The organism is Cohnella baijiui, assembly GCF_020731285.1.
Classification (GTDB): Bacteria; Bacillota; Bacilli; order Paenibacillales; family Paenibacillaceae; genus Cohnella.
Genome location: NZ_JAJFOW010000007.1, coordinates 105,213 through 126,838, shown reverse-complemented (window position 1 = coordinate 126,838; position 21,626 = coordinate 105,213). Strand labels below are relative to the sequence as shown.

At 61.5% G+C, this 21,626-nt stretch carries 19 protein-coding genes; 4 read left to right on the top strand and 15 right to left on the bottom strand.

Annotation, left to right across the window (positions count from 1 at the left end; translation table 11 throughout):
- Nucleotides 1–10: 10 nt before the first annotated feature.
- On the top strand, nucleotides 11–1,543 hold the full coding sequence (locus LKX83_RS10115) for an MDR family MFS transporter (RefSeq protein WP_227882058.1): 1,533 nt from the start codon (nucleotides 11–13) through the stop codon (nucleotides 1,541–1,543).
- A 119-nt stretch (nucleotides 1,544–1,662) separates the two neighbouring features.
- Here LKX83_RS10115 and LKX83_RS10110 read toward each other — a convergent pair whose 3' ends face one another.
- Nucleotides 1,663–2,796 carry a M20/M25/M40 family metallo-hydrolase gene (locus LKX83_RS10110; RefSeq protein WP_227882057.1) on the bottom strand — a complete coding sequence of 378 codons (1,134 nt, stop codon included), beginning with the start codon at nucleotides 2,794–2,796 and terminating at the stop codon, nucleotides 1,663–1,665.
- Between the two features lie 84 nt (nucleotides 2,797–2,880).
- On the opposite strand from LKX83_RS10110, the gene prli42 reads away from it, so the two are divergent.
- The gene (gene prli42 / locus LKX83_RS10105; RefSeq protein ID WP_227882056.1) at nucleotides 2,881–2,979 is read left to right on the top strand and encodes a stressosome-associated protein Prli42; all 99 of its coding nucleotides are present in this window, start codon (nucleotides 2,881–2,883) and stop codon (nucleotides 2,977–2,979) included.
- Here the strand turns inward: prli42 and lipB are convergent.
- From lipB to lpdA, 5 genes are all read right to left on the bottom strand, one after another.
- Nucleotides 2,942–3,643: a lipoyl(octanoyl) transferase LipB gene (gene lipB / locus LKX83_RS10100; RefSeq protein WP_227882055.1), complete on the bottom strand. Its 702-nt coding sequence runs from the start codon at nucleotides 3,641–3,643 to the stop codon at nucleotides 2,942–2,944. The genes prli42 and lipB overlap by 38 nt on opposite strands.
- 114 nt (nucleotides 3,644–3,757) lie before the next feature.
- Entirely contained in the window at nucleotides 3,758–5,173 is a 1,416-nt protein-coding gene (locus LKX83_RS10095; protein ID WP_227882054.1) for a dihydrolipoamide acetyltransferase family protein, read from the bottom strand.
- 25 nt (nucleotides 5,174–5,198) lie between these two features.
- Nucleotides 5,199–6,185, bottom strand: coding sequence for an alpha-ketoacid dehydrogenase subunit beta (locus LKX83_RS10090; RefSeq protein ID WP_227882053.1), 987 nt, complete (start codon nucleotides 6,183–6,185; stop codon nucleotides 5,199–5,201).
- A gap of 2 nt (nucleotides 6,186–6,187) precedes the next feature.
- Nucleotides 6,188–7,222, bottom strand: a complete 1,035-nt coding sequence (locus tag LKX83_RS10085) for a thiamine pyrophosphate-dependent dehydrogenase E1 component subunit alpha (protein ID WP_227882052.1) — start codon at nucleotides 7,220–7,222, stop codon at nucleotides 6,188–6,190.
- Nucleotides 7,223–7,428: 206 nt separating this feature from the next.
- A complete protein-coding gene (gene lpdA, locus LKX83_RS10080) occupies nucleotides 7,429–8,868 on the bottom strand; it encodes a dihydrolipoyl dehydrogenase (RefSeq protein WP_227882051.1) in 1,440 nt (479 codons plus the stop codon).
- 172 nt (nucleotides 8,869–9,040) lie between these two features.
- On the opposite strand from lpdA, the gene LKX83_RS10075 reads away from it, so the two are divergent.
- Complete coding sequence (locus LKX83_RS10075; protein WP_227882050.1) at nucleotides 9,041–9,358, top strand: DUF2627 domain-containing protein; 318 nt, start codon at nucleotides 9,041–9,043, stop codon at nucleotides 9,356–9,358.
- 337 nt (nucleotides 9,359–9,695) lie between these two features.
- On the opposite strand, the gene LKX83_RS10070 is transcribed toward LKX83_RS10075, so the two are convergent.
- Nucleotides 9,696–10,553 (bottom strand): AraC family transcriptional regulator, encoded by an 858-nt coding sequence (locus LKX83_RS10070; RefSeq protein WP_227882049.1) that lies wholly within the window; start codon nucleotides 10,551–10,553, stop codon nucleotides 9,696–9,698.
- 138 nt (nucleotides 10,554–10,691) lie between these two features.
- Between LKX83_RS10070 and yicI the strand changes: the two genes are divergently transcribed.
- Nucleotides 10,692–13,016 carry an alpha-xylosidase gene (yicI, locus tag LKX83_RS10065; protein WP_227882048.1) on the top strand — a complete coding sequence of 775 codons (2,325 nt, stop codon included), beginning with the start codon at nucleotides 10,692–10,694 and terminating at the stop codon, nucleotides 13,014–13,016.
- Nucleotides 13,017–13,453: 437 nt separating this feature from the next.
- Here the strand turns inward: yicI and LKX83_RS10060 are convergent, their stop codons facing one another.
- From LKX83_RS10060 to LKX83_RS10025, 8 genes are all read right to left on the bottom strand, one after another.
- Nucleotides 13,454–13,723: a hypothetical protein gene (locus tag LKX83_RS10060; RefSeq protein WP_227882047.1), complete on the bottom strand. Its 270-nt coding sequence runs from the start codon at nucleotides 13,721–13,723 to the stop codon at nucleotides 13,454–13,456.
- Complete coding sequence (locus LKX83_RS10055) at nucleotides 13,720–14,634, bottom strand: D-alanyl-D-alanine carboxypeptidase family protein (RefSeq protein WP_227882046.1); 915 nt, start codon at nucleotides 14,632–14,634, stop codon at nucleotides 13,720–13,722. The genes LKX83_RS10060 and LKX83_RS10055 overlap by 4 nt, the downstream gene beginning before the upstream one ends.
- Nucleotides 14,635–14,898: 264 nt before the next feature.
- Nucleotides 14,899–16,032, bottom strand: coding sequence for a sensor histidine kinase (locus tag LKX83_RS10050; RefSeq protein WP_227882045.1), 1,134 nt, complete (start codon nucleotides 16,030–16,032; stop codon nucleotides 14,899–14,901).
- On the bottom strand, nucleotides 16,022–16,729 hold the full coding sequence (locus tag LKX83_RS10045; protein ID WP_227882164.1) for a response regulator transcription factor: 708 nt from the start codon (nucleotides 16,727–16,729) through the stop codon (nucleotides 16,022–16,024). The genes LKX83_RS10050 and LKX83_RS10045 overlap by 11 nt, the downstream gene beginning before the upstream one ends.
- A gap of 191 nt (nucleotides 16,730–16,920) precedes the next feature.
- Nucleotides 16,921–18,645 carry an ABC transporter ATP-binding protein gene (locus LKX83_RS10040; RefSeq protein ID WP_227882044.1) on the bottom strand — a complete coding sequence of 575 codons (1,725 nt, stop codon included), beginning with the start codon at nucleotides 18,643–18,645 and terminating at the stop codon, nucleotides 16,921–16,923.
- A 156-nt stretch (nucleotides 18,646–18,801) separates the two neighbouring features.
- Complete coding sequence (locus LKX83_RS10035; protein WP_227882043.1) at nucleotides 18,802–19,998, bottom strand: peptidylprolyl isomerase; 1,197 nt, start codon at nucleotides 19,996–19,998, stop codon at nucleotides 18,802–18,804.
- Between the two features lie 80 nt (nucleotides 19,999–20,078).
- Entirely contained in the window at nucleotides 20,079–21,041 is a 963-nt protein-coding gene (locus LKX83_RS10030; RefSeq protein ID WP_227882042.1) for an acetylxylan esterase, read from the bottom strand.
- Nucleotides 21,042–21,199: 158 nt separating this feature from the next.
- Nucleotides 21,200–21,511, bottom strand: coding sequence for a hypothetical protein (locus LKX83_RS10025; protein WP_227882041.1), 312 nt, complete (start codon nucleotides 21,509–21,511; stop codon nucleotides 21,200–21,202).
- Nucleotides 21,512–21,626 lie beyond the last annotated feature (115 nt).

The window sequence follows — 21,626 nt, the reverse complement described above, 5'->3', positions numbered from 1 at the left end:
TGGATAAAAAATGAAATCGACGCAAAAAACGGGCCTGATCATCCTGGCCATGGCGCTGGGGCTGCTGATGGCCTCCCTGGACAACACGATCGTTTCGGCCTGCATCAACAAGGTGATCGTCGACGTAGGCGGATTCGACCGGATCAGCTGGGTGTTCACCGCCTACATGCTGGCAGCCACGAGCACGATGCTCATCTTCGGCAAGCTGTCGGACTTGTTCGGACGCAAGCGGTTTTACCTGATCGGCATCGGACTGTTCCTCGTCGGCTCGGCCCTCTGCGGCATGGCCACCAGCATCGATCAGCTCATCTGGTTCCGCGTTGTCCAAGGGATCGGCTCGGGGTCCGTCTTCCCGATCTCGTTCTCGATTATCTTTACGCTGTTCAACGATCCGAAGCAGGCGGCGAAGCTGTCCGGCGTCATGGGCGCGGTATTCGGCCTCTCCTCGGTCGCCGGCCCGCAGCTCGGCACGCTCATCTCGGAACATTTCTCCTGGCGTTGGTGCTTCTATGTGAACCTGCCGATCGGCATCGCCTCGTTCCTCGTCCTGCTTTTCTCTCTGCGCGAGTCGCGTGCGGAAAAGAAGCCGAAGATCGACTATTTGGGCGCCGTTCTGCTCATCGTCTCGACCGTCACCCTGATGCTCGCGCTGGAGCTTGGCGGCAAAGACTACGCTTGGGGCTCCTGGCAGATCGTCCTGCTGTTCGTGCTGGCCGCAGCAGCGACAGCAGCGTTTCTGTTCGTCGAATCGAGAGCCGCGGAGCCGATGCTGCCTCTATCCATCTTCCGCAATCGGGTCGTGCTGGGCACGAGCATTCTCTGCTTTTGCCAGGGCGTCATCATGTTCTCGGCCATTACGTACTTGCCGATCTATGCCGTCGCCGTGCTGAAGCGCGCGAACTCCAACGGCATCCTCACCCCGATGATGGGCTCGCTCATCTGCGGCGCCATCCTGGCCGGGTTCCTCATCTCGAAGTTCAAGTTCCGCACGGTCATGACGACCAACATGCTGCTCGGCGTCGTCGCTTCCGTCCTGCTCATGCGGATGAACCCCGCCACGCCGTTTTGGCAGGTCGTCTGCATCATGGTGCTGCTCGGCCTCGGCGTGATCGGTCCGCTCATGAGCATGGCGCAGAACGCCGTCGCGATGAGCGTCGACAAGCGGTACATCGGCATCTCGTCCTCGGTCGTCGGCTTTTGGCGCAACATCGGGGGCATCTTGGGCGCTTCCGTCATGGCGGTCCTCGTGAACGGCCGGCTGAAGGATTCGGTCGCTCAAGCCGGCGCGAAGTTCGGGCTGCCCGAAGATCAGGCCGGCAAGCTCGCCAACCCGGAGAACGTCATCCGCGGCGCCGACAAGCTGCCGCCCGACCTGCTCGCCTATTTGCGGGACGCGATCGGATCGGCCGTGAACCACGGCTTCGTCCTCGCGCTCTGCGTCGCCATCGCGGGCGTGCTCGTCGCCCTCTCCATCGGCCGCGCCCGTTCGGTCTTCGTCCCGAAGGACGGCGTGCAGCAGCCCGCCGCGGAAGCCCAAGCCTAAACCGGCGCGCCCGAGACGAACGGACGATTGGGGCTGCATGATAGCCCGAATAGGCAAAATAAAGAAAGACTGGCTCCGCCCGTTCGCACGGGCCGGCCAGTCTTTCCGTTTGCCGAATCTTATTTGCGCTTGATCGTCTCGGCGACGATCGCGACGACGAGCTCCGCCACCTTCACGATGTCGTCGGCGCGAATCCGCTCGCTGGTCGTATGGATCTCTTCGTAGCCGACGGCCAGGTTGACGGTCGGCACGCCGTTGCCGTTGAACATGTTGGCGTCGCTGCCGCCGCCGGTGGCGAACGTGCTCGGCGTCAGGCCGATCGCGCGGATGGCCTCGCTCGCGACCTGAACGACTTCGTCATCCTCGGTGTAGTGGTACGCCGGATAGATCGTCACGTTTTCGAATTCGTATTCGGCGCCGTACTCCTCGCAGGCGCTGATGACGGCCTGACGCATCGATTCGACCTGCGCCTCCATCTTCTCCTGCACGCGGCTGCGCGCTTCCGCGAAGATCTTGATCTGATCGACGACGATGTTCACTTCGCCGCCGCCTTCGAAGCGACCGATGTTCGCGGTCGTCTCTTCGTCGATGCGGCCCAGCTTCATGCGGGAAACGGCCTTCGAGGCGACCTGGATCGCGCTGATGCCCTTCTCCGGATTGACGCCGGCGTGCGCCGCCTTGCCGCGGATCGTAATGAATTGCCGGGAGTTCGTCGGCGCGGAGACGGCGATTTCGCCAACGCTGCCGTTCGAGTCGAGTGCGTAGCCGAACTTCGCCCGCAAACGAGACCCGTCCATCGCGCGGGAGCCGAGCAAGCCGGATTCCTCGCCTACGGTGATGACGAATTGGATCGGTCCGTGCGGCAGCTGATGTTCTTTCAAAACGCGCAGCGCTTCGAACATCGCGGCGAGGCCGACCTTGTCGTCGCTGCCGAGGATTGTCGTGCCGTCGCTGCGAATGAAGCCGTCGTCGTCCAAACGGGGCTTGATGCCCTTGCCGGGAGCGACCGTGTCCATGTGGGAGGTGAACAGCACGGCGGGAACGTCCTCTTGACCCGGCGAGGCCGGCAGCCAAGCGAACAGGTTGCCCGCGCCGTGGCCCGTTTTCTCCGCCGCGTCGTCCTCGAACAGTTCCAGTCCGAACGCGCCGAATTTCGCCTTCAGCACCTTGCTGATTTCCTGCTCTTGACGCGTCTCGCTGTCGATGCGCACCAGTTCCATGAATTCGGCGATGAGCCGGTCTTTTTGAATCATGGGTAAGCCTCCTCGAATATGGATGTGAAATGCGTTACAATAAGAAGGATACTGCCCTTACTTTGATAGCAAAGGATGATCCAGATGAACCAACCTCGCTGGTTTAAAATCGTCGTCTACGTCATGCTGATCGCCCTGCTGGCCTCTACCTTGCTGATGTCGATCGGATCTCTGTTGGACTGACGGCCGAATAGCCGAATACCCGCTCGAAGTGCGGCAGCAGCCGCTCCCCGATCGCCTCTACGTCCAGTTCGAGTCCGGTTTCGGCTTCGATCGAGGTCACGCCGTACTCCTGGATGCCGCACGGCACGATGCCTTGAAAGCCGTCCTGCGCGACCCGGCGCTTCACGTTGAGCGCGAAGCCGTGGCTCGTCACGAAGCCGCGCCGCGTTCGCGCCCGGTTGAATTTGACGCCGATGGCGGCAACCTTGCGATCCCCGATCCACACGCCCGTATATTCCGGCTTGCGGCCGCCCTGCAGGCCGAATTCCGCCAGCAGGCCGATGATCGCTTCCTCCAGGTCGCGCAGATACTTATGTAGGTCCAATCCCGCCGCCTCCAGATAGAGCAGCGGATACCCCACCAGCTGTCCGGGACCGTGGTATGTAATATCGCCGCCCCGGTCGATCTCGTATACCGAGATGCCGCGCCGTTCGAGCTCCTCGGGTCCAAGCAGCAGATGCTCGGGATGGCGGTCGGTGCCCAGCGTGTACGTCGGCGGATGCTCCAGCAGGAGCAGCGTGTCTCCGCGCGCCTCGGCGTCGATCTCCCGGATGAGCGACTTTTGCAGCTCCCAAGCTTCCCCGTAGTCGATCCGCGACAAATAGGCGGTATGTAGCGTCTTCATCGCTTCGCCTCCATTCCACCCTTTATTGTAGCGCAATCGAATCCGCCCTCGCAACGCGGTCGCGCGCCGCGCGAACGGACAAGGCCGCCGGGCGGTCACCCGGCGGCCTTCGCCTTAGTACAGCTTCGTGTCCGAGCCGTAGCTCTCGAGATTTTCTTTGACCCGCTGCAGGAATCTTCCGCAGATGACGCCGTCGAGAATCCGGTGGTCGAGCGACAGGCACAGGTTCACCATCGAGCGCACGCCGATCATGTCGTTGATGACGACCGGCCGCTTGACGATCGATTCGAACGTCATGATCGCCGCTTGCGGATAGTTGATGATCGGCTGGGTCAGCACGGAGCCGAACGAGCCGGTATTGTTGACGGTGAAGGTGCCGCCCTGCAGGTCGTTCAGCTTCAGCTTGCCTTCGCGCGTGCGGCGGGCCAAATCGTCGATCTCGTGCGCGAGCCCGGCGATACTCTTTTGGTCGGCGTTGCGGATGACCGGCGTAATGACCGAATCTTCGGTGCCGACGGCGAGCGACAGGTTGATCTCGCGCTTCACGATGATTTTGTCCGTCGCCCAGACGGAGTTCATGATCGGGTAGTCCTTGATCGCGCTGACCGCCGCCTTGCACAGGAACGGCATATACGTCAGGTTGATGCCTTCCCGCTTCATGAACTCTTCCTTGAGCTTGTTGCGCAGCACGACGAGGTTCGTCACGTCGACCTCGATCATCATCCAGCCGTGCGGAATTTCCGTGACGCTTTGCCGCATTTTGCTGGCGATCGTGTTGCGGATCGGCGTGACGTCGATCATGTATTCGCCGCGTCCCGGCAGCTCCTGGCCTTCGACCTCGACGGACGGGATGCGCGGCGATTCGGACAGGTGCAGGCCGGACGACCGGACGGGCAACCGCGGATCCATCGGCGCGACCTGAGCGGCCTGGGCCTGCACCTGCGTCTGCGCGACGGGCGCAGTCGGCGCGGCTTGCGCTGCCGGGGCTGCGGACGGGCGGTCCGCCGAGCCGGCGGCGCCCGATTGGACGGCCGCCAGCACGTCGGCGCGGGTGATGCGTCCGCCGGCGCCGGTGCCCTTTACGCGGCTCAGATCGACCCGGTGCTCGGCCGCCAGCGACTGCACCGCCGGGGAGAACCGATGACGCATCGGCGCGTTATCGTCCGCCGCGGGCGTCGGCGCCGCTGCGGGTGCCCGGACGGGCTCCGGCGCTTCTTGCGCTTCGGTCGCGGGCAGTCCCGCGGCGGCCGCGCCGCCCGGGATTTCCGCGTACATTTCGGCGGCTTCCGTCTCGATCACGCAGATCGGGGCGCCGACGTCGATCGTCTCCCCCTCGCCGACCAGGATCTTCACGAGCACCCCGCGCGCGGTGGAGGGGAGCTCCGCGTTCACTTTTTCGGTGATGAGCTCGCAGAGGGGCTCATACATCTCCACCTTGTCGCCAGGCTGCTTCAGCCATCGTTCGACCGTCGCCGTGACGAGCGATTCCGCCAATTGCGGCATGATGATTTCAGTCAACTGCTTGGGCATCGTTCCCGCTCCTTTCAGGCGCCGATCAGTAGCGCGCCAGCTCCAGCATCGCGGCTTTTAATTTGTCTTTGTTCAGCATATAGTGCTTTTCGCCCGGAGGATTGATCGGCATCGCCGGGACGTCCGGCCCGCACAAACGGCGGATCGGTGCGTCCAGCTCGTACAGCAGCTCCTCCGCGATGATCGCGGACACCTCGGCGCCGACGCCGCCCGTTTTGTTGTCCTCGTGGACGATCAGCACCTTGCCCGTCTTGGCCGTCGCTTCGAGGATCGCTTCCCGGTCGAGCGGCTGGATCGTCCGCAGGTCGAGGATGTGCGCTTCGATCCCTTCCTCTTGGGAGAGCTCTTCGGCGGCCTGCATCGCGAAGTGCAGCGGCAGGCTATAGCCGATGACGGTGATGTCGCGGCCCTCGCGCATAACGTTGGCCTTGCCGATCGGCACGGCGTAATCGCCTTCGGGCACTTCGTCGCTGACGAATCGGTAGCACTTTTTGTTCTCGAAATAGATCACCGGATCCGGGTCGCGAATCGCCGAGATCAACAGTCCCTTGGCGTCGTAGGCCGTGGCCGGCGCGACGATCTTGAGCCCCGGCGTTCCGAAAAAGACCGATTCGGGACATTGCGAGTGATACAGCCCGCCGAACACCCCGCCTCCGATCGGCGCGCGGATGACGACCGGGCAGCTCCAATCGTTGTTCGAACGGTACCGGATTTTCGCGGCTTCGCTGATGATCTGGTTGGTCGCCGGGAACATAAAATCCGAATATTGCATTTCCGCGATCGGCTTCAACCCGACCATCGCGGCGCCGATGGCGACGCCCGCGATCGCGGATTCCGCGAGGGGCGTGTCGAGCGCGCGATACTCGCCGAATTGCTGCTGCAGCCCTTTGGTCGTGCCAAAGACGCCGCCTTTGAGGCCCACGTCCTCGCCCAGCACGAATACGCTGTCGTCCCGCTCCATCTCTTCCTTCATCGCGGTGCGGATCGCTTCAATATACTCCATGACCGGCATCGTCAGCGTCCCTCCCTTTGAGCCGAACTTTCGGCATAGACGTACCGGAATGCGTCCTCGACCGGCTGGAACGGCGCCCGCTCGGCGTACGTCGTCGCTTCGTCGATGATCTCCCGCAGACGGGATTGCAGCTCCTGCTCCCGCTCGTCCGACCACAGGCCGTGTTCCGTCAGATAGGCGCGGAACGCCGGCACGGCATCCTTCGCCTTGTGCTCCTCGACCTCTTCTTTCGTTCGGTAAGCCAAATCGTTGTCGGAGGTGGAGTGCGGCGTCACGCGGTACGTCATCACCTCAACGAGCGTCGGTCCTTCTCCGTTCAGCGCGCGCGTATGCGCTTCTTTGAACACGCGGTACACTTCGAGCGGATCGTTGCCGTCCACGCGGACGCCCGGGAAGCCGTAGCCGATGGCGCGGTCGCTGATGCGGCCGGCGGTCTGCTTCGACATCGGGACCGAAATCGCGTATCCGTTGTTTTGGCAGACGAAGATGACCGGAAGCTTGTGCACGCCGGCGAAATTGCAGCCCTCGTGGAAATCGCCCTGGTTGCTCGAACCTTCGCCGAACGACACGAGCGAGACGCTGCGATCCCCTCTCATCTTCGCGGCGAGCGCGATGCCGACCGCGTGCGGCACCTGCGTCGTGACCGGGCTGGAGCCCGTCACGATGCGCAGCCGCTTGTGTCCGAAGTGGCCCGGCATCTGGCGGCCGGCGCTGTTCGGGTCCTCGCCTTTGGCGAACAGGGACAGCATCAGCTCCTTGACGGTCATGCCGACCGCCAACACGAAGCCGTAGTCCCGGTAATAAGGCAGGAAGTAGTCCTTTTCGCGGTCCATGGCGAACGCCATCGCGACCTGGGACGGCTCCTGCGTAATGCCGGAGATGTGGAAGTTCACCTTCCCCGCGCGCTGCAGCAATTGCCCTCTCTCGTCGTATCGCCGGGCCAGCATCATCGTTTCGTACATTTGAACGACGTCTTCGTCGCTTAATCCAAGCAGCGCGTGTCTCGTCTGCTGCTGGACGGAGCCTTTCCGGGTCATGGCGCGTCCCTCCTGGCTTTGACTTAGTTTTAAAACCTGGTCTTAATACTAACACCTAGAACCCATTATACATCCTTCTAGCCCAAAAGGAAACGACGGATAATGGATGCCGCTTCGACCGCGTCCCCATGCCCGTCGTTCCTGTCCGATTCTGCGTCGCGTCGCCTTGGCGAACCGGCCTCCGGCGCGCCGCCGGAGGCAGGCGCCTATCCTTGCGAACCGTGCGCCGCGGCGCCTTCGACCGCCTGCATCACTTCCTGCATCGCTTCCGACAGCGTCGGATGCGGATGAATGGCGCGGCCGATCTCCCACGGCACCGCGTCCAATAGCTTCGCCAGCGACGCTTCGGCGATGAGCTCGGTGGCGTGCGCTCCGATGAGATGCACGCCAAGCAAATCGCCGGTCGCGGCGTCGGCCACCGCTTTGGCGAAGCCGTCCGCTTCGCCGCGGACAAGCGCCTTGCCGAGCACGCGCAGCGGCACCTTGGCCGTGCGCACGGCGTAGCCGTTCGCCTTGGCCGCCTCCTCTGTCCAGCCGATCGACGCCGCTTCGGGGCGGGAGTAGATCGCGCGCGGAATGTCCCGATCGGCGGCGCGCGGCTGCGGACGGCCGAGCAGATGGTCGACCGCGACGTGTGCCTCGTGCATGGCGGCGTGCGCGAGCTGGACGCCGCCGATGACGTCGCCGATCGCGTAGATGTGCGGCTCGCTCGTCTGCAGCGTCGCCGGGTTGACGGAGACGAAGCCTCCGCTTGTTTTCACGTCGGTATTTTCCAGGCCGAGCGTCTCGACGTTGCCCTGCCTTCCCACCGACACGAGCATCCGCTCGGCGGCGAGCCGCTCCGTCCGGCCGCCCGCCTCCACGGTGACGCCGACGCCGACGTCACCCGCCTCGCAGCTTGCCGCATCCAGCTTGGCGCCGAGCCACAGCTTGACGCCGCGCTTTTGCAGCTGCTTGGCCAACTCCGCCGAGACGTCGCGGTCCTCGCCCGGCACGAGCCGGTCCGCGGCCTCGACGAGCGTCACGGCCGTGCCGAAGTCCGCGAGCATCGACGCCCACTCGACGCCGATGACGCCGCCGCCGACGATGACGATCGAAGCCGGGCGCGTCGTCCAGGCGAGCGCTTCGTCGCTCGTGACGACGCGTTTGCCGTCGTACGGAAGTCCCTCCAGCTTGCGCGGGCGGGAGCCCGTCGCGATGATGAGGTGCCGTGGCACGACGGTATCCGACTCGTCGTTCGCGAGCTGCACCGCGACCGCGCCGCTGCGCGGGGAGAAGATCGACGGCCCGATGATGCGGCCGTTGCCGTGCACCACTTGGATTTTGTTCATCTTCATCAGCGCCTGAACGCCCTTATGGAGCTGCTCGACGATGTCGTCCTTGCGGCGCGTCACCTGGCTCCAGTCGACTTCGGGCGCGCCGTCCGGCAGCCGGATGCCGTAAGAGGCGGCTTGTCCGATTTCCGCGTATACCTCCGCGCTGCGAAGCAGCGACTTGCTCGGGATGCACCCGCGGTGCAGGCATGTCCCGCCTAGTTTATCCTGTTCGATGATGGCGACGCTCCGTCCGGCTTGCGCCGCGCGCACCGCGGCCGTATAGCCGCCGGGTCCCCCGCCGAGTACGGCGACATCGACTTCGATTGGCATCGTATGCTCCTCCGCCTTTCTTGTTCCGATCGTACCTATGTATGATTCACGGTACTATTGTACCTTTTTTTGCGGAACGGGACAAAGCGGACGGCCGTCCGGCGGAGGCGTGGACATCTTTTGGCGAAATCGGTATGATAAGAGGAAGAGGAGAGGAAGGTGAACCTGTCCGTTGAAGCTCGTCGTTTCGCGCCTGATCGCGGTATTGCTGCTAGTCATTCCCGGCGTTATGGCCGCCTACGGCTTTTTGCTGATGAAGGACGCCCTCTGGGACTATTTCGCGCAGCTCGGCAACGTGAAGCTCCCGAATCCGGAGTTCGCCTGGCTGCATTTCGTGCTCGGATTCGTATTGTTCCTGATCGGCGTAGGATTTATCGGCGGCTGGATCTTTTTCCGCGACCGCAAGCACAATTACGTCTCCCCCCGCTTCCGCGCCAAGCGCCCACCCCGGCCTCCGCGCGCCCAGGAAAGCGGCAAGCCGACGGAGTAATCGACATGCGAATGAGGCGGCCCCTCGGGGGCGCGCCTGTCACGGGGACCACCCGGATGAACGAAAGACCTCGCTTTCCGCGCGCGAGACGCGGAGAAGGAGGTCTTTTTTGCGTGGTGGGAAATGGGTGCGGCAACGAAACGCGGGAAGCTTCATCGGCGCTACCGGCCGAAGCTGGAGCGTTTTGCTCCAACCGGCAGCGCGAGCCCTCGCTCTCTCGCACCGCAAGCCCTTCCCACCGCTCCCCCCCCTCCTCGCTCTCTCGCTCCGCGAACCCTTCCTTCCGCTACTCCCTTCTCGCAATCTCGCTCCACGCCCCCCTCCAAACTTCCCTTCTTCACGGCCGGCTCCGGTAGGCGCGCGGCGTGCATCCGTAGACGGCGCGGAACTGCTTGATAAAGTAGCTGAAGTTGTCGAAACCCGACTCCAGCGCCACTTCCGATACCGGCAGGTCCGAGTCCAGCAGCCGTCCAGCCGCATGCCGGAGGCGGTAGCGGTTCAAATAAGCGACGGGCGTCTGCCGCATGTACGAGCGGAACACCCGGCTGAAATGCCCCTCGCTCATCCCCGCGACGTCCGCCAGCTCCCGGACCGTCAACTTGCGCGCAAAGTGCTCCTCCATATAAAGCAGCACATGCTTCAGCCGCTCCGCGGCGCGCCGCTCGGCTGGCTCGCCAGGATGCCGGCTCCGCAGCCGGCCGTGCGAGATGAGGTCGGCGAACAGGGCGAGCAGCCCGATCTTGACGCGCAGCTCGCGCGCCGGGTCGTCGGACGCCTCGAGCGCGAGCACCTCCCGAAGCCGCCCCAAGGCCGCCTTCCCCCAGGGCTCCTCCTCCGTCCAAAACGCCGGCAGCGCCATAAGCCCCCGCTGCAGCGGCTGCAAATACGCCTTCCCGATCCGGTCTCCGCTCCCGATCAGCCAGCCCAAATCGCAGACGACCGCCTCGTACGTGCAGGGCGACCCGTTCAACGGGTAGCCGCCATGCAGCTCCCCGCCGGGGATGAAGATCGCTTCGCCGGCGCGCACCTCGTAGTCGTCCAGGCCGATCTGGAACGTCGCCTCGCCGCGCGTCACGGTTAGAAATTCGATTTCCTCGTGCCAATGGTTGTCCAATATCGTCTCTCCGGACGCGCGCTCCATCCGGTAAAAACCTACGGGAAAGCCCGGTTGGCCGTGCTGGCGGTTTTCTCTCAAAGGTTTGGTATCCATTCCATCACCCATGGCAGAATCGTGTTATTAATGAGCATGATAATGCAAGAACGGCGCGTTCGCAATCGGTATGCTAAGAAAAGAAGATAACGCTATCATCATTTCCGAAGGGATGGATCAAGGATGAAATTCAGCGACGGCTACTGGATGACGCGAAAAGGCTATGAGGTGCTCAGTCCGTACGAAGTGCATAGCGTCGAAACGACGGGCGGCAAGCTGCGTGTCTACGCGCCGCACCGTCATCTGGAGCATCGGGGCAACACGCTCAACGAGGCGCTCACGACGATGGAATTCGATTCGCCGACGGCCGACGTCATCCGCGTCCGGCTGTATCACCACAAGGGGCGCAAGCGCCTTTCCCCGGATACGTTTCCGCTGCTGGCCGATGGCGCTTCCGACGTCTCCATCCGCGAGGATGAAGCGTCGGTCACGCTGACGAGCGGCAGGACGAGCGTCACGATCGCCAAGGCCCACCCGCTCAAGATCACTTATGCGTACGACGGCCGCAAGCTGACCGGCAGCGGCTTCCGCCAGACCGCCTTCGTCCGAGCGGAGGACGGGCGGCATCACTTCCGCGAGCAGCTGGACCTGGCGGTCGGCGAGACGGTTTACGGCCTCGGGGAGCGCTTCTCCGCGTTTGTCAAAAACGGCCAAACCGTCGACATCTGGAACCAGGACGGGGGCACCGCTTCCGAGCAGGCTTACAAAAACGTGCCTTTCTACGTGACGAACCGGGGCTACGGCGTTTTCGTCAACCACCCGGAGCTCGTCTCGTTCGAGGTCGCCTCGGAGAAAGTTTCGAAGGCCCAATTCAGCGTCGAGGGCGAGCGGCTCGAATATATGATCGTCGGCGGCGCGTCGCTTAAGGATGTGCTAGCCAACTATACGTCGCTGACCGGCAAGCCCGCCCTGCCGCCTTCGTGGACGTTCGGCCTGTGGCTCACGACGTCTTTCACGACGAATTACGACGAGGAGACCGTGAACAGTTTCATCGACGGGATGGCTGCACGCGATTTGCCGCTGTCCGTCTTCCATTTCGATTGCTTTTGGATGAAAGAGTACCAGTGGTGCGATTTTGCGTGGGATGAGCGCGTCTTCCCGGACCCGCAGGGCATGCTCGCGCGCCTCAAGGCGAAGGGTCTCAAAATCTGCGTCTGGATCAATCCCTACATCGCGCAGCGTTCCCCGCTGTTCGACGAAGGGATGGAGAACGGCTATCTGCTGAAGCGCCCGGACGGCAGCGTCTGGCAGTGGGATCTGTGGCAGTACGGCATGGGCGTCGTCGACTTTACCAATCCCGACGCCTGCCGCTGGTTCGGGGACAAGCTTCGCGCCCTTGTCGACATGGGCGTCGATTCGTTCAAGACCGACTTCGGCGAGCGGATCCCCACGGACGTCGTCTATCATGACGGCTCCGACCCGCAGCAGATGCACAACTACTATACTCAGCTGTACAACAAGGTCGTCTTTGAAGTGCTAGAGGAGAAGCTCGGCCGCGGCCAAGCCGCGCTGTTCGCCCGCTCCGCGACGGCCGGCGGCCAGCAGTTCCCGGTCCATTGGGGCGGCGACTGCGAAGCGACGTACGAATCGATGGCGGAAAGCCTGCGCGGCGGACTGTCGCTCGGCTTGTCGGGCTTCGGATTCTGGAGTCACGACATCGGAGGGTTCGAGCAGAGCGCGACGCCGGATCTGTACAAGCGTTGGGTCGCATTCGGCCTGCTGTCCAGCCACAGCCGCCTGCACGGCAGCACCTCGTACCGGGTACCGTGGCTGTTCGACGAGGAGGCGGTGGACGTGCTCCGGCACTTTACGAAGCTGAAGGCTCGCCTCATGCCGTATCTGTTCGGCCAAGCGGCCGTCGCTTCACGGCAGGGGCTGCCGATGATGCGGGCGATGGTGCTCGAATTCGGCGAAGACGCCGCGTGCGACTATCTGGATCGACAATACATGCTGGGCGATTCCCTGCTCGTCGCGCCGATCTTCAACGAAACGGGCGAATCCGCCTACTATTTGCCGAAAGGCACGTGGACGCACTTCCTCACCGGGGAGCGGGTCGAAGGCGGCACGTGGCGCCATGAACGCTACGACTACATGAGCCTTCCGCTGTTCGTCCGCGAAGGCGCGCTGATCCCGGTCGGCCGCGAGGATGCCCGTCCGGATTACGACTATGCCGACGACGTCACGTTCCATCTGTTTGCGCCGAAGGAAGGCGCCTCGTTCGCCGCGGCCGTGCCGGACGAACGAGGCGACGCGCGCTTCGCCGTCTCCGGCCGCCTGGAAAACGGCATCCTCCGGATCGAGACGAGCGGCGTTTCCGGCGCTTGGCGGCTGGCGCTCCGCGGTGTCCCCGACGTTGCGGCGGTGGAAGGCGGCTCCGCCGAAGACGGCGAAGACGGCGTCGTCATCGTGCCGGCAGCGGGAGCCAATCTTTTGTCGATTCGACTGTAACCCGCGCCCGAACGATAGCGGAAAAGGCGACCCTCATCCACTCGTAACGGGTTCCGTTTTCGAGTACAAAACAACGAAATGAAACGAAAAAAATGACACACAAACTGACAACAGTTTGGAGTGTCATTTTTCTTTTAATATCTAAGGAATATTAACAATCACTCGCATGATGGATGACAGGTTTGACCATGTTGCATGCGCGCTTATTTGGACGAAACAGCCCCCCTGCCTACGAAAAAAAGGGAATTAGGCTCGCAGGCAACCGTTACATTTTTGCAACCTCATTTTTTACCCAAATAGCGTCGCTCACAACCATTAGATCTTTCGCCTTCTTTTTACGCACTCGTATCTACTCCTCTTCAATTGAAAACACAAAGCAATATTTAATCTATTAACCTGCTCATTATGGACCGCACTATCGGCGATTCCTCGATCCGCTAAGCGGTCGGTTGCGCGCGAACCGTCTCGGCATACGTTTCGCCCTTCCGACGAAGCGCTTCTGACATTGCCGTCCGCCGGACCCGGTCCGCGCGCACCTCGGGGCCGGCCCGCCAGAACGCTTCCTCGCCGAATAGCGAGAAGAGCGCACGCTCCGCCGCCAAGCCGGCGTCGAACTCGTTTTCCAGCAAAAAGTAACCGATCCGGTACACTTCTTCCTCCCACGTCTTCAGCACGGCGATTTTCTCCTCGAACGTCATGGCGTTCATGCAACCCGCCTCCCTTCGCTCAGTCCCAGCTCCAACAGCGCGCGGGTCTGGTCGAAGCGCGCGTCCGCGGACGATGTGCCCATGACGACCGTGACGTAGCGCCGTCCGTCCACTTGAAAAGATCCGGTGAAGCAGTAGCCCGCCGCGGCGGTGTAGCCCGTCTTCAGCCCGTCGTTGCCGGCGGTGCCGAAGCGCTGTCCCGGCAGCATCTCGTTCGTCGTCTTCAGCGCCTGCCGCGCCCCGTAGCCCCGCGTTTCCCGCTGCTGCGTGTACTTCAAAACGTCCGGATACGTGCGGACGAGATAACGTGCCAGCTTGGCCATGTCCTTGGCCGTCATGACGGTCTCGCCCTTGCTCGCGGCTTCTGCAAAGGCGTCGAGGTCCGCGCTCGACAGCCCCGTGGCGTTCGCGAAACGCGACTGCCGGGACAGCCCGATCTCCTTTGCCTTCGCGTTCATCCGCTTCACGAAAGCTCGCTCGCTGCCGGCGATATGTTCGGCGAGCGCAACCGAGGCGTCGTTCGCCGAATGGACCGCCATTCCGCGGAACAGCGTTTCCACCGACAATCGCTGGCCTTCGGACAGCCCCATGTTCGAACCTCCGACTTTCGCAGCGTAGCGGCTCACCTCGACCTCGTCCGACCAAGACAGCTTGCCGGCGGCGATATTATCCAGCACGATCGTTTCGGTCATCAGCTTCGACATGCTGGCAGGCGGCAGCGGCTTGTCCGCGTTTTGCGCGTACACCCAATCCCCCGTCTCGACGTCGAGCATGACGGCCGACTTGGCCTCCAGCTTCTTCGAGGTTTCGTTCGCGATCCCCTCTTCGAGCTTCAAGCTCCTTCCCGCTCCGACCGTGTTCCATCCGATGATAAATGCCGCCAGCAGCGCCAGCACGACTCCTTTAGCCATGTTCCCGTTCCCCTTTGCGTTCAGCTCTATGGGGCCATTGTATCGTGCGGGCTTTAAGCGAACCGAAAGAAGATCTCAGTTTTTTCTTAAGAAAAGTTAAACGTTCGAACGCGCCAAGTAAAACCGGCTTCGCCGTCTTCCCGGAAGGCGGCACATTTTTATCGGAGGTCTTATAGAAATGGATAGGGGTAAAACTTATACATTCTGTATGACCGGAAAAAAACGCCCCCGGCGGTCCGGAAAGACCGCGGAGGCGTTATGCGCTTACGCCTTGGCAGGCGCGCCGTTCTTGGGGGAGGCGGCGTCAGCCTTCATTAGAGGCAGTGAGACGCGGAAAACGGTGCGCATCGTATCGCTGTCCGCCGAAATCGTGCCGCCGTGCAGCTCGACGAGGCTTTTCGCAATCGCGAGGCCGAGGCCGGAACCGCCGCTGTGCTCCGTCCGCGACTTGTCCACCCGGTAAAACCGGTCGAAGATGTAGGGCAGGTCCGTCGAAGGGATCGGCTCGCCGTAATTCGCCACTTCGACGACCGCCTCTTTCGGGTAGCGGTGGATGGCGATGTCGACCCTGCGCCCCTCCTTGCCGTATGTGATCGCGTTGACGATCAAGTTTTCGAAGACGCGCACGAGCTTGGCCGGGTCGCCCATGACGGTCACCTCGGTATCCGTCGCGCGCAAAAATCCTTCCATGCCCGCGTCCTCGAGCGGGATCCTCTGATGCTCCAGCAGCTGCTTCATCATTTCCGTCAGGTTGATGGTCACCGGTTTGAGCGTGTGGGCCGCATGGCGCGTGCGCGTGTACTCGAACAGGTCGTTGATCAGCACCCGCATCCGTTCGGACTTCTGATAGGCGATCGAGATGTAGTGACGCAGCTCGACCTCGTCCCGGTACCGGTCCTGCTCGACCAGCCCGAGATAGCCGAGAATGGACGTGAGCGGCGTCCGCAGATCGTGGGAAACGTTCGTGATCAGCTCGTTTTTCGTTTGCTCGGCCTTGCGCTCTTCCGCCAGCGACCGGTTCAACTGCTCGACGAAACGGTTCGTATCTTCCGCGAGCTCGCGCAGCTCACTGCTTCCCCGAAGGGGAACCCGGGCGTCGAAATTTCCGTCGGCGATATAGCCGACGGCGTTCAGGATCGCATGCTGGTAGCGAAAGCGAGGCCAGTTGAGCAGACCCATGAACACGATGGCGAAAAAGAAGCTGCCGCCGTAATACAGCGCCGCCTGGCCGAACAGATCGTAGATCGTGGTAATGAGGCGGTAATAGACCGATCCCATATGCGCGACGCGGGTAGCCATGACAAAACAGATCGATGCCGTGATCATCCCCAGCATGAAGCTCAAGATCATCTGCCAAATGAGCCGCCACAACATGCGGCCCGCGTAATTAGGCGTCAATTTTGTAGCCTACCCCCCAGACCGTGGCGATCAGCTTGTCCCCGAGCTCCTGCTCGAGCTTGTCCCGCAGCTTGCTGATGTGGACCATCACGGTGTTGTTGGACTCGAAGTATTTTTCCCGCCACACCTGCTGAAAGATCTCTTCCGCGCTGAACACCCGCCCCGGATTGCTGGCCAGCAGATACAGGATGCCGAACTCCGTCGAGGTGAGGTGAATCGGATTGCCCGCCGCCTCGACCGAATGCGTCAACTTGTTGATCCGCAGCGGCCCGACCGTCAGGATGCCTTCGGACGAAGCCGGCCCGGCGGTCCCGTTTCCGGCAGACTGGCCGAACAAATAGGAACGGCGCAGCAGCGACTTGACGCGGGCCAGCAGCTCGAGCGGGTTAAACGGCTTGATCAGATAGTCGTCCGCGCCGGTCATGAGTCCCAATATTTTGTCCATATCCTCGGCCTTCGCACTCACCATGAGAATCGGGATCTCCCGCTCCGCACGGATGCGTCTGCACACCTCGAGGCCGTCCATTTTCGGCATCATGACGTCCAGCACGACGAGGTCGAACGACTCTTGATCGAGCCGGCCAATCGCTTCCTCGCCGTCGTGGGCTTGCCCCGTGGCGTAGCCTTCGTTTTTCAAATAAATATCGATCAAATTCGCGATTTCGCGATCGTCGTCTACGATGAGAATTTTACGGATCAAGGGATGGCTCTCCTCACTGCGGTCTTTACTTTACTATAGCCTAACCAAAGCCGGTTGTCCTCCGGACGGCGCCAAGCTTCAGAAAGCTTAAGATTTTCTTTACATTTGTTAAGCCTCGCCGACACGAAAAAAAAGCGGGAAAGCGCACCGCTTTCCCGCATGGGTGGCGAACGGATCGTCTTCGTCCGTTATCGCGCCGCCGCACTGAACTGCGCCTGATGGAGACGGCTGTACAGCCCTCCCGCGCGCAGCAGCTCTTCATGTCGCCCCTGCTCGCTGATGCCCCGTTCCGTCACGACGACGATCCGGTCGGCGTTTTTGATCGTCGCCAGCCGGTGGGCGATGACGAGCGTCGTCCGTCCTTCCGACAGCTCCGCCAGCGATTGTTGGATCGCCGCCTCCGTCTCCGTGTCGAGCGCCGACGTCGCTTCGTCCAGGATGAGGATCGGCGGATTTTTCAGGAACATGCGGGCAATCGCGAGCCGCTGCTTTTGGCCGCCGGACAGCTTGACCCCGCGTTCGCCGACGATCGTATCGAGCCCTTGGGCCTGCGAACGGATGAAGTCGTCGAGCCGCGCCCGCCTGGCGGCTTCCCAGACCTCGCCGTCGCTTGCGCCCAGCCTGCCGTAAACGATGTTCTCGCGGATCGTGCCCGCGAACAAGAAGACGTCCTGCTGGACGATGCCGATCTGCTTGCGAAGCGAAGACAGCTTGATCCGGCGGATATCGATGCCGTCGATCGTAATAGCTCCCTCGCTCACTTCGTAAAACCGCGGAAGCAAGCTGCACAACGTCGTCTTGCCGGCGCCCGAAGGGCCGACGAAGGCGACGGTCTCTCCCGCCCGGATCGACAGATCGATACCCCGCAGTGCCCGAACGTTCTCCTCGTAGCCGAAGGAGACGCCTTTGTAGCGGATATCGCCCCGGAGCGCCTCGACCTCGATCGCGTCCGGCGCATCCGCCACGTCCGGCTCCGTATCCATCAGCTCCACGTACCGTTTGAAGCCGGCAATGCCTTTGGGATACGTCTCGATGACGGCGTTGATCTTCTCGATCGGTCGAAACAGCACATTGGTCAGCAGAATGAAGCCGATGAACTCTCCGTAATGCAGCTCTCCCCGGAAGACGAACCAGGCCCCGCAGATCATGACGATCAACGAGACGAGACGCATGAGCATGTAGCTGAGGGATCCGCTCTTGGCCATGATTTTGTAGGCCAGCAGCTTCGCCTGCCGGAAGCGCTGGTTGTTCGTGCGAAACAGCGTCTTCTCGTGTTCTTCGTTCGAAAACGCCTGCACGACGCGAATGCCGCCGACGTTGTCCTCGATCCGGGCGTTGAAGTCCGCGATGTCGGCGTACATTCTGTGAATGGCGCGCGTCATCTTGCCGTTAAAGTAAATCGAAAGCCCGATCAACACCGGAACAGTGGCGAACGTGACGAGCGCCAGCTTCCAATGAATCGCCGCCATCAAGCCAAACGCCCCCGTCAGCGTCATGAGCGCGATGAAGACATCCTCCGGGCCGTGGTGGGCGACCTCGCCGATTTCCATCAGGTCGTTTGTCATGCGCGACATCAGGTGGCCGGTTTTGTTGTTGTCGAAAAACCGGAAGCTCAGCTTCTGCACGTGCTCGAACAGCTTTTTCCGCATGTCCGTCTCGATGTTGATGCCGAGCATATGGCCCCAGTATGTCACGACGAACTGCATGAACGTGTTCAGCAGGTAGACGGCGAGCAGCCCTCCGCAAGCCCACAGGATGAGCTGCCAGTCCTTGCTGGGGAGCAGCTCGTCCACGACTTTATTCACCGCCAGCGGGAAACCCAGCTCCAGCAGCGCGGCCGCGACGGCGCAGCAGAAATCCAGATAAAACAATCCCTTGTAGGGCTTGTAGAACGATGCGAATCGGCGTAACAAGATCAGTTCCTCCTAAGCGAAGACCGGAATGCCCTTTATCCTCATCTAAATGATAATGAATCTCACTCTTGATTTCAACGAAAAAAAGCCGCCGCGCCCCTTGTCGGAGCTTGCGGCGGCTTCGGATTGGCATCCTCTTGTTCAATTATCGGTCGTTTATTCTTTGGCCGTTGCGGAAGGTGACGGCGAAGCCGGTTCGCTTGCGGCCGGGGTCGGCTCGGGCTTGTCGCTCAGCAAATTTTGATAGCCGGCGGTTTTCTTCGCTTCGTCGATCCATTCGGACGCGCCTTCGTTGATTTTTTCGTCGAGGAACGCGTTTTTTACTTCATTCTTCACTTCTTCGTAGGACGGGATCGCTGCTTCCTTTCGGTCGGTCAACTTGATGATATGGTAGCCGTTCGGAGATTCGACGACGCCGCTCATCTCGCCTTTTTTCAGGTTGAACGCGGCGGTTTCGAATGGCTCGTTCATGCGCCCTTTCGGGAAGAAGCCCAGGTCGCCGCCGTTGTCCTTCGAGCCCGGATCGATCGACTTCTCTTGGGCGAGCTTGGCGAAGTCGCCGCCGCTTTTCAGCTGCTTCAACACCGCTTCAGCCTCTTCCTTTGTCTCGAGCAGGATATGGGACGCCTTCACTTCTTCCGGCGTGCCGAAGTTTTCTTTGTTCTTCTCGTAGTAGGCTTTCAGATCGTCTTCCTTCGGCGCCGTCCGCTTCTCGAATACCGCGCGCAGTTCGACCTGCGTCTGAATCTGCTCGCGGAAACTCTCCAGCGTCATGCCGGAGGAAGCCAGCGCCGACTCCAGCTGCGCGTCGCTGGTGAAGCCGTTCTTCTCCTTGATCGAGGCGATTTCCTTGTCGACGTCGGCTTGTCCGACTTTGGCGCCGGCTTTGTCGGCCTCCAGCTTGATCAGCTTCAGCGTCATATACTGGTCGAGCAGCGAAGCGAGCTGTTCCTTGCCGTTCTGTTTCTCCATCTCGTCGTACAGTTCCGACTTCGTGATCGTCTTGCCGTCCAGCTTGCCGACGGCCTCGTTCATCCCGCCGCCGCCCGTGCCGCGGACAAGGACGAAAGCCAGGGCGACGACCGCGATGACCGCGATCGCCCAAGGGACGATGACGGCGGCGGGCTTGGAAGCCGAAGCGGCGGCCGCTGTCCCTGCAGTCGCGCCGACTGCCGCTTCGGGCACCTCGTCGACGATTCGATCTTCATTGGGTTCGAAAACGGGCTCCTCCGCCCGGTCCGTTTGAACTTCCGTTTCGGGCAGCTTGTCCGCCGTCGTTTCCTCCGGCTTGTCCGCTGCCGATTCCGGCTCGGAAGATGCCGGGAATTTCGGGTCTTTTTCCAAATCGCTCATTCCTTCTTAATCCTCCTCAGTATCGCCTATCATTCATTTCTTCACTATATCAGTTTTTCGACATTTTACCTTAAGCTAACCTAAAAATTAAAAAAATGAGCGGAAATAAATTCGGCCGCCTGCCGGTTCTGATCCCCGCCGACCGTATGTCCGGAAAACGGATACGGGCGAATCGTCTTGGGTGCGTTCACCCGATTAAACGCCGCGTAGATCGTCTCGGGCATCGTTACCATGTCCTTCAGGCCGCAGGTGACGAACAGCGGAATCCGAATCCGATGCGCCAGATTCATATTGTCGAAGTAGCTTAACGTATCCAGGACGGTCTCGAGCCGATCCGGAAACCGGTGCACAAACTCCGCCGCCTCGCTCAGCGAACTGGTCGAATTCAGGATGCCGAAATCCATATGGCACATGTTCGGGATATGCGCCACGGCGATCGCGGGCACGGGCGACAGCGCCGCCGAGATGAAGGCGAGTCCGCCGCCCTGGCTCACGCCGTCCACGCAGATGCGCGTCTCGTCGACTTCGTCCTGCGCGGCCGCCCACTCCAGCGCCTTCAGCGCATCGAGCGTGATCGCTTTGTAGTAGCACGTTTCCTTATCTAGTATCCCCTGCGTAATCCATCCCCGCGTCATGCCGTAGGATTGCGCCAGGCCGTTGCCCGTATCTCCGCCTTGGCCCCGGATATCGACCGCGAACACCGCCACGCCCATCAAAGCGAACGCCGCAAAGTCTTCCGGGTAGCCCTTGCTGCCGGTGTAGCCGTGAAAGACGACCACGCAAGGCAGCTTCTGCCCGGCCATGCTCCGGGGCAGCAGGAACCACCCGTGAATGCGGGTATCGTCAAAGCCCTCGTATTCGACGCGGTAGGCGAGCAGCTGCGGAAACGGCGTCTCCACTTCGGTTCGCCGGTCCCGGAGCGGCTTGTCCGCCGCCTTTGCGAGCACGTCGTCCCAGTATGCGTCGATTTGTTCCCTCGGCAACGTCAGTTCGGGCAAATATCGTTCCAAATCGGCTATTCTTCTCGTCACGGCATTGCTCATGTTCCGTTCCCCTTCCCCTAATCGATCCCATTTGAGGCACACCCACCCATCATAGCGGAACCGGCGCGACAAAAAAAGCCTTTCCGCGAATTTGCGGAAAGGCTTACATGCGCACATACGCGATGATTATTGTTCCCGTTTCGCCCGTCCGTCCTTCCTCATGGCGCATGACCGGATAGAAAAGGACCTGTCGGAAAATTCTCCAACGCTTGAAGAAACAGAACGATAAACAGCAAATGGAAACCCGCGATCACGACCCCGCGCGCGGCGGTGCGGCGCATCTTGCGATAAAGCACGTAAGGAAGCCAGCCGAACAGCAGCCCAAACGCCACATAATACGCCAGGAACAGCAAGACGCCGTCCAAAAAGGGCACTCGGGACGTTCGAAACAACAAAACGGTTATGAAGTAGGTCAGAGTCGCGATCAGACTCAGTGTCCAGCTGGCGCCAGGATGTCGCAGGAGACGCATTCGATTCTCCCCCATTCGGCAGCGAAATGGTAAAACACCGCCCCCCTACAGGTGCAAAGACCGTAGAGGCGCGGTGTTTGTTTGTCATACAGAATGGATAAGTTTTAGCCCTTTC

Coding starts and splice junctions, on each gene's coding strand:
- LKX83_RS10115 (WP_227882058.1), top strand. CDS start 11: ATGAAATCGACGCAAAAAACGGGCCTGATCATCCTGGCCATGGCGCTG.
- LKX83_RS10110 (WP_227882057.1), bottom strand. CDS start 2,796: ATGATTCAAAAAGACCGGCTCATCGCCGAATTCATGGAACTGGTGCGC.
- prli42 (WP_227882056.1), top strand. CDS start 2,881: ATGAACCAACCTCGCTGGTTTAAAATCGTCGTCTACGTCATGCTGATC.
- lipB (WP_227882055.1), bottom strand. CDS start 3,643: ATGAAGACGCTACATACCGCCTATTTGTCGCGGATCGACTACGGGGAA.
- LKX83_RS10095 (WP_227882054.1), bottom strand. CDS start 5,173: ATGCCCAAGCAGTTGACTGAAATCATCATGCCGCAATTGGCGGAATCG.
- LKX83_RS10090 (WP_227882053.1), bottom strand. CDS start 6,185: ATGCCGGTCATGGAGTATATTGAAGCGATCCGCACCGCGATGAAGGAA.
- LKX83_RS10085 (WP_227882052.1), bottom strand. CDS start 7,222: ATGACCCGGAAAGGCTCCGTCCAGCAGCAGACGAGACACGCGCTGCTT.
- lpdA (WP_227882051.1), bottom strand. CDS start 8,868: ATGCCAATCGAAGTCGATGTCGCCGTACTCGGCGGGGGACCCGGCGGC.
- yicI (WP_227882048.1), top strand. CDS start 10,692: ATGAAATTCAGCGACGGCTACTGGATGACGCGAAAAGGCTATGAGGTG.
- LKX83_RS10060 (WP_227882047.1), bottom strand. CDS start 13,723: ATGAACGCCATGACGTTCGAGGAGAAAATCGCCGTGCTGAAGACGTGG.
- LKX83_RS10055 (WP_227882046.1), bottom strand. CDS start 14,634: ATGGCTAAAGGAGTCGTGCTGGCGCTGCTGGCGGCATTTATCATCGGA.
- LKX83_RS10035 (WP_227882043.1), bottom strand. CDS start 19,998: ATGAGCGATTTGGAAAAAGACCCGAAATTCCCGGCATCTTCCGAGCCG.
- LKX83_RS10030 (WP_227882042.1), bottom strand. CDS start 21,041: ATGAGCAATGCCGTGACGAGAAGAATAGCCGATTTGGAACGATATTTG.
- LKX83_RS10025 (WP_227882041.1), bottom strand. CDS start 21,511: ATGCGTCTCCTGCGACATCCTGGCGCCAGCTGGACACTGAGTCTGATC.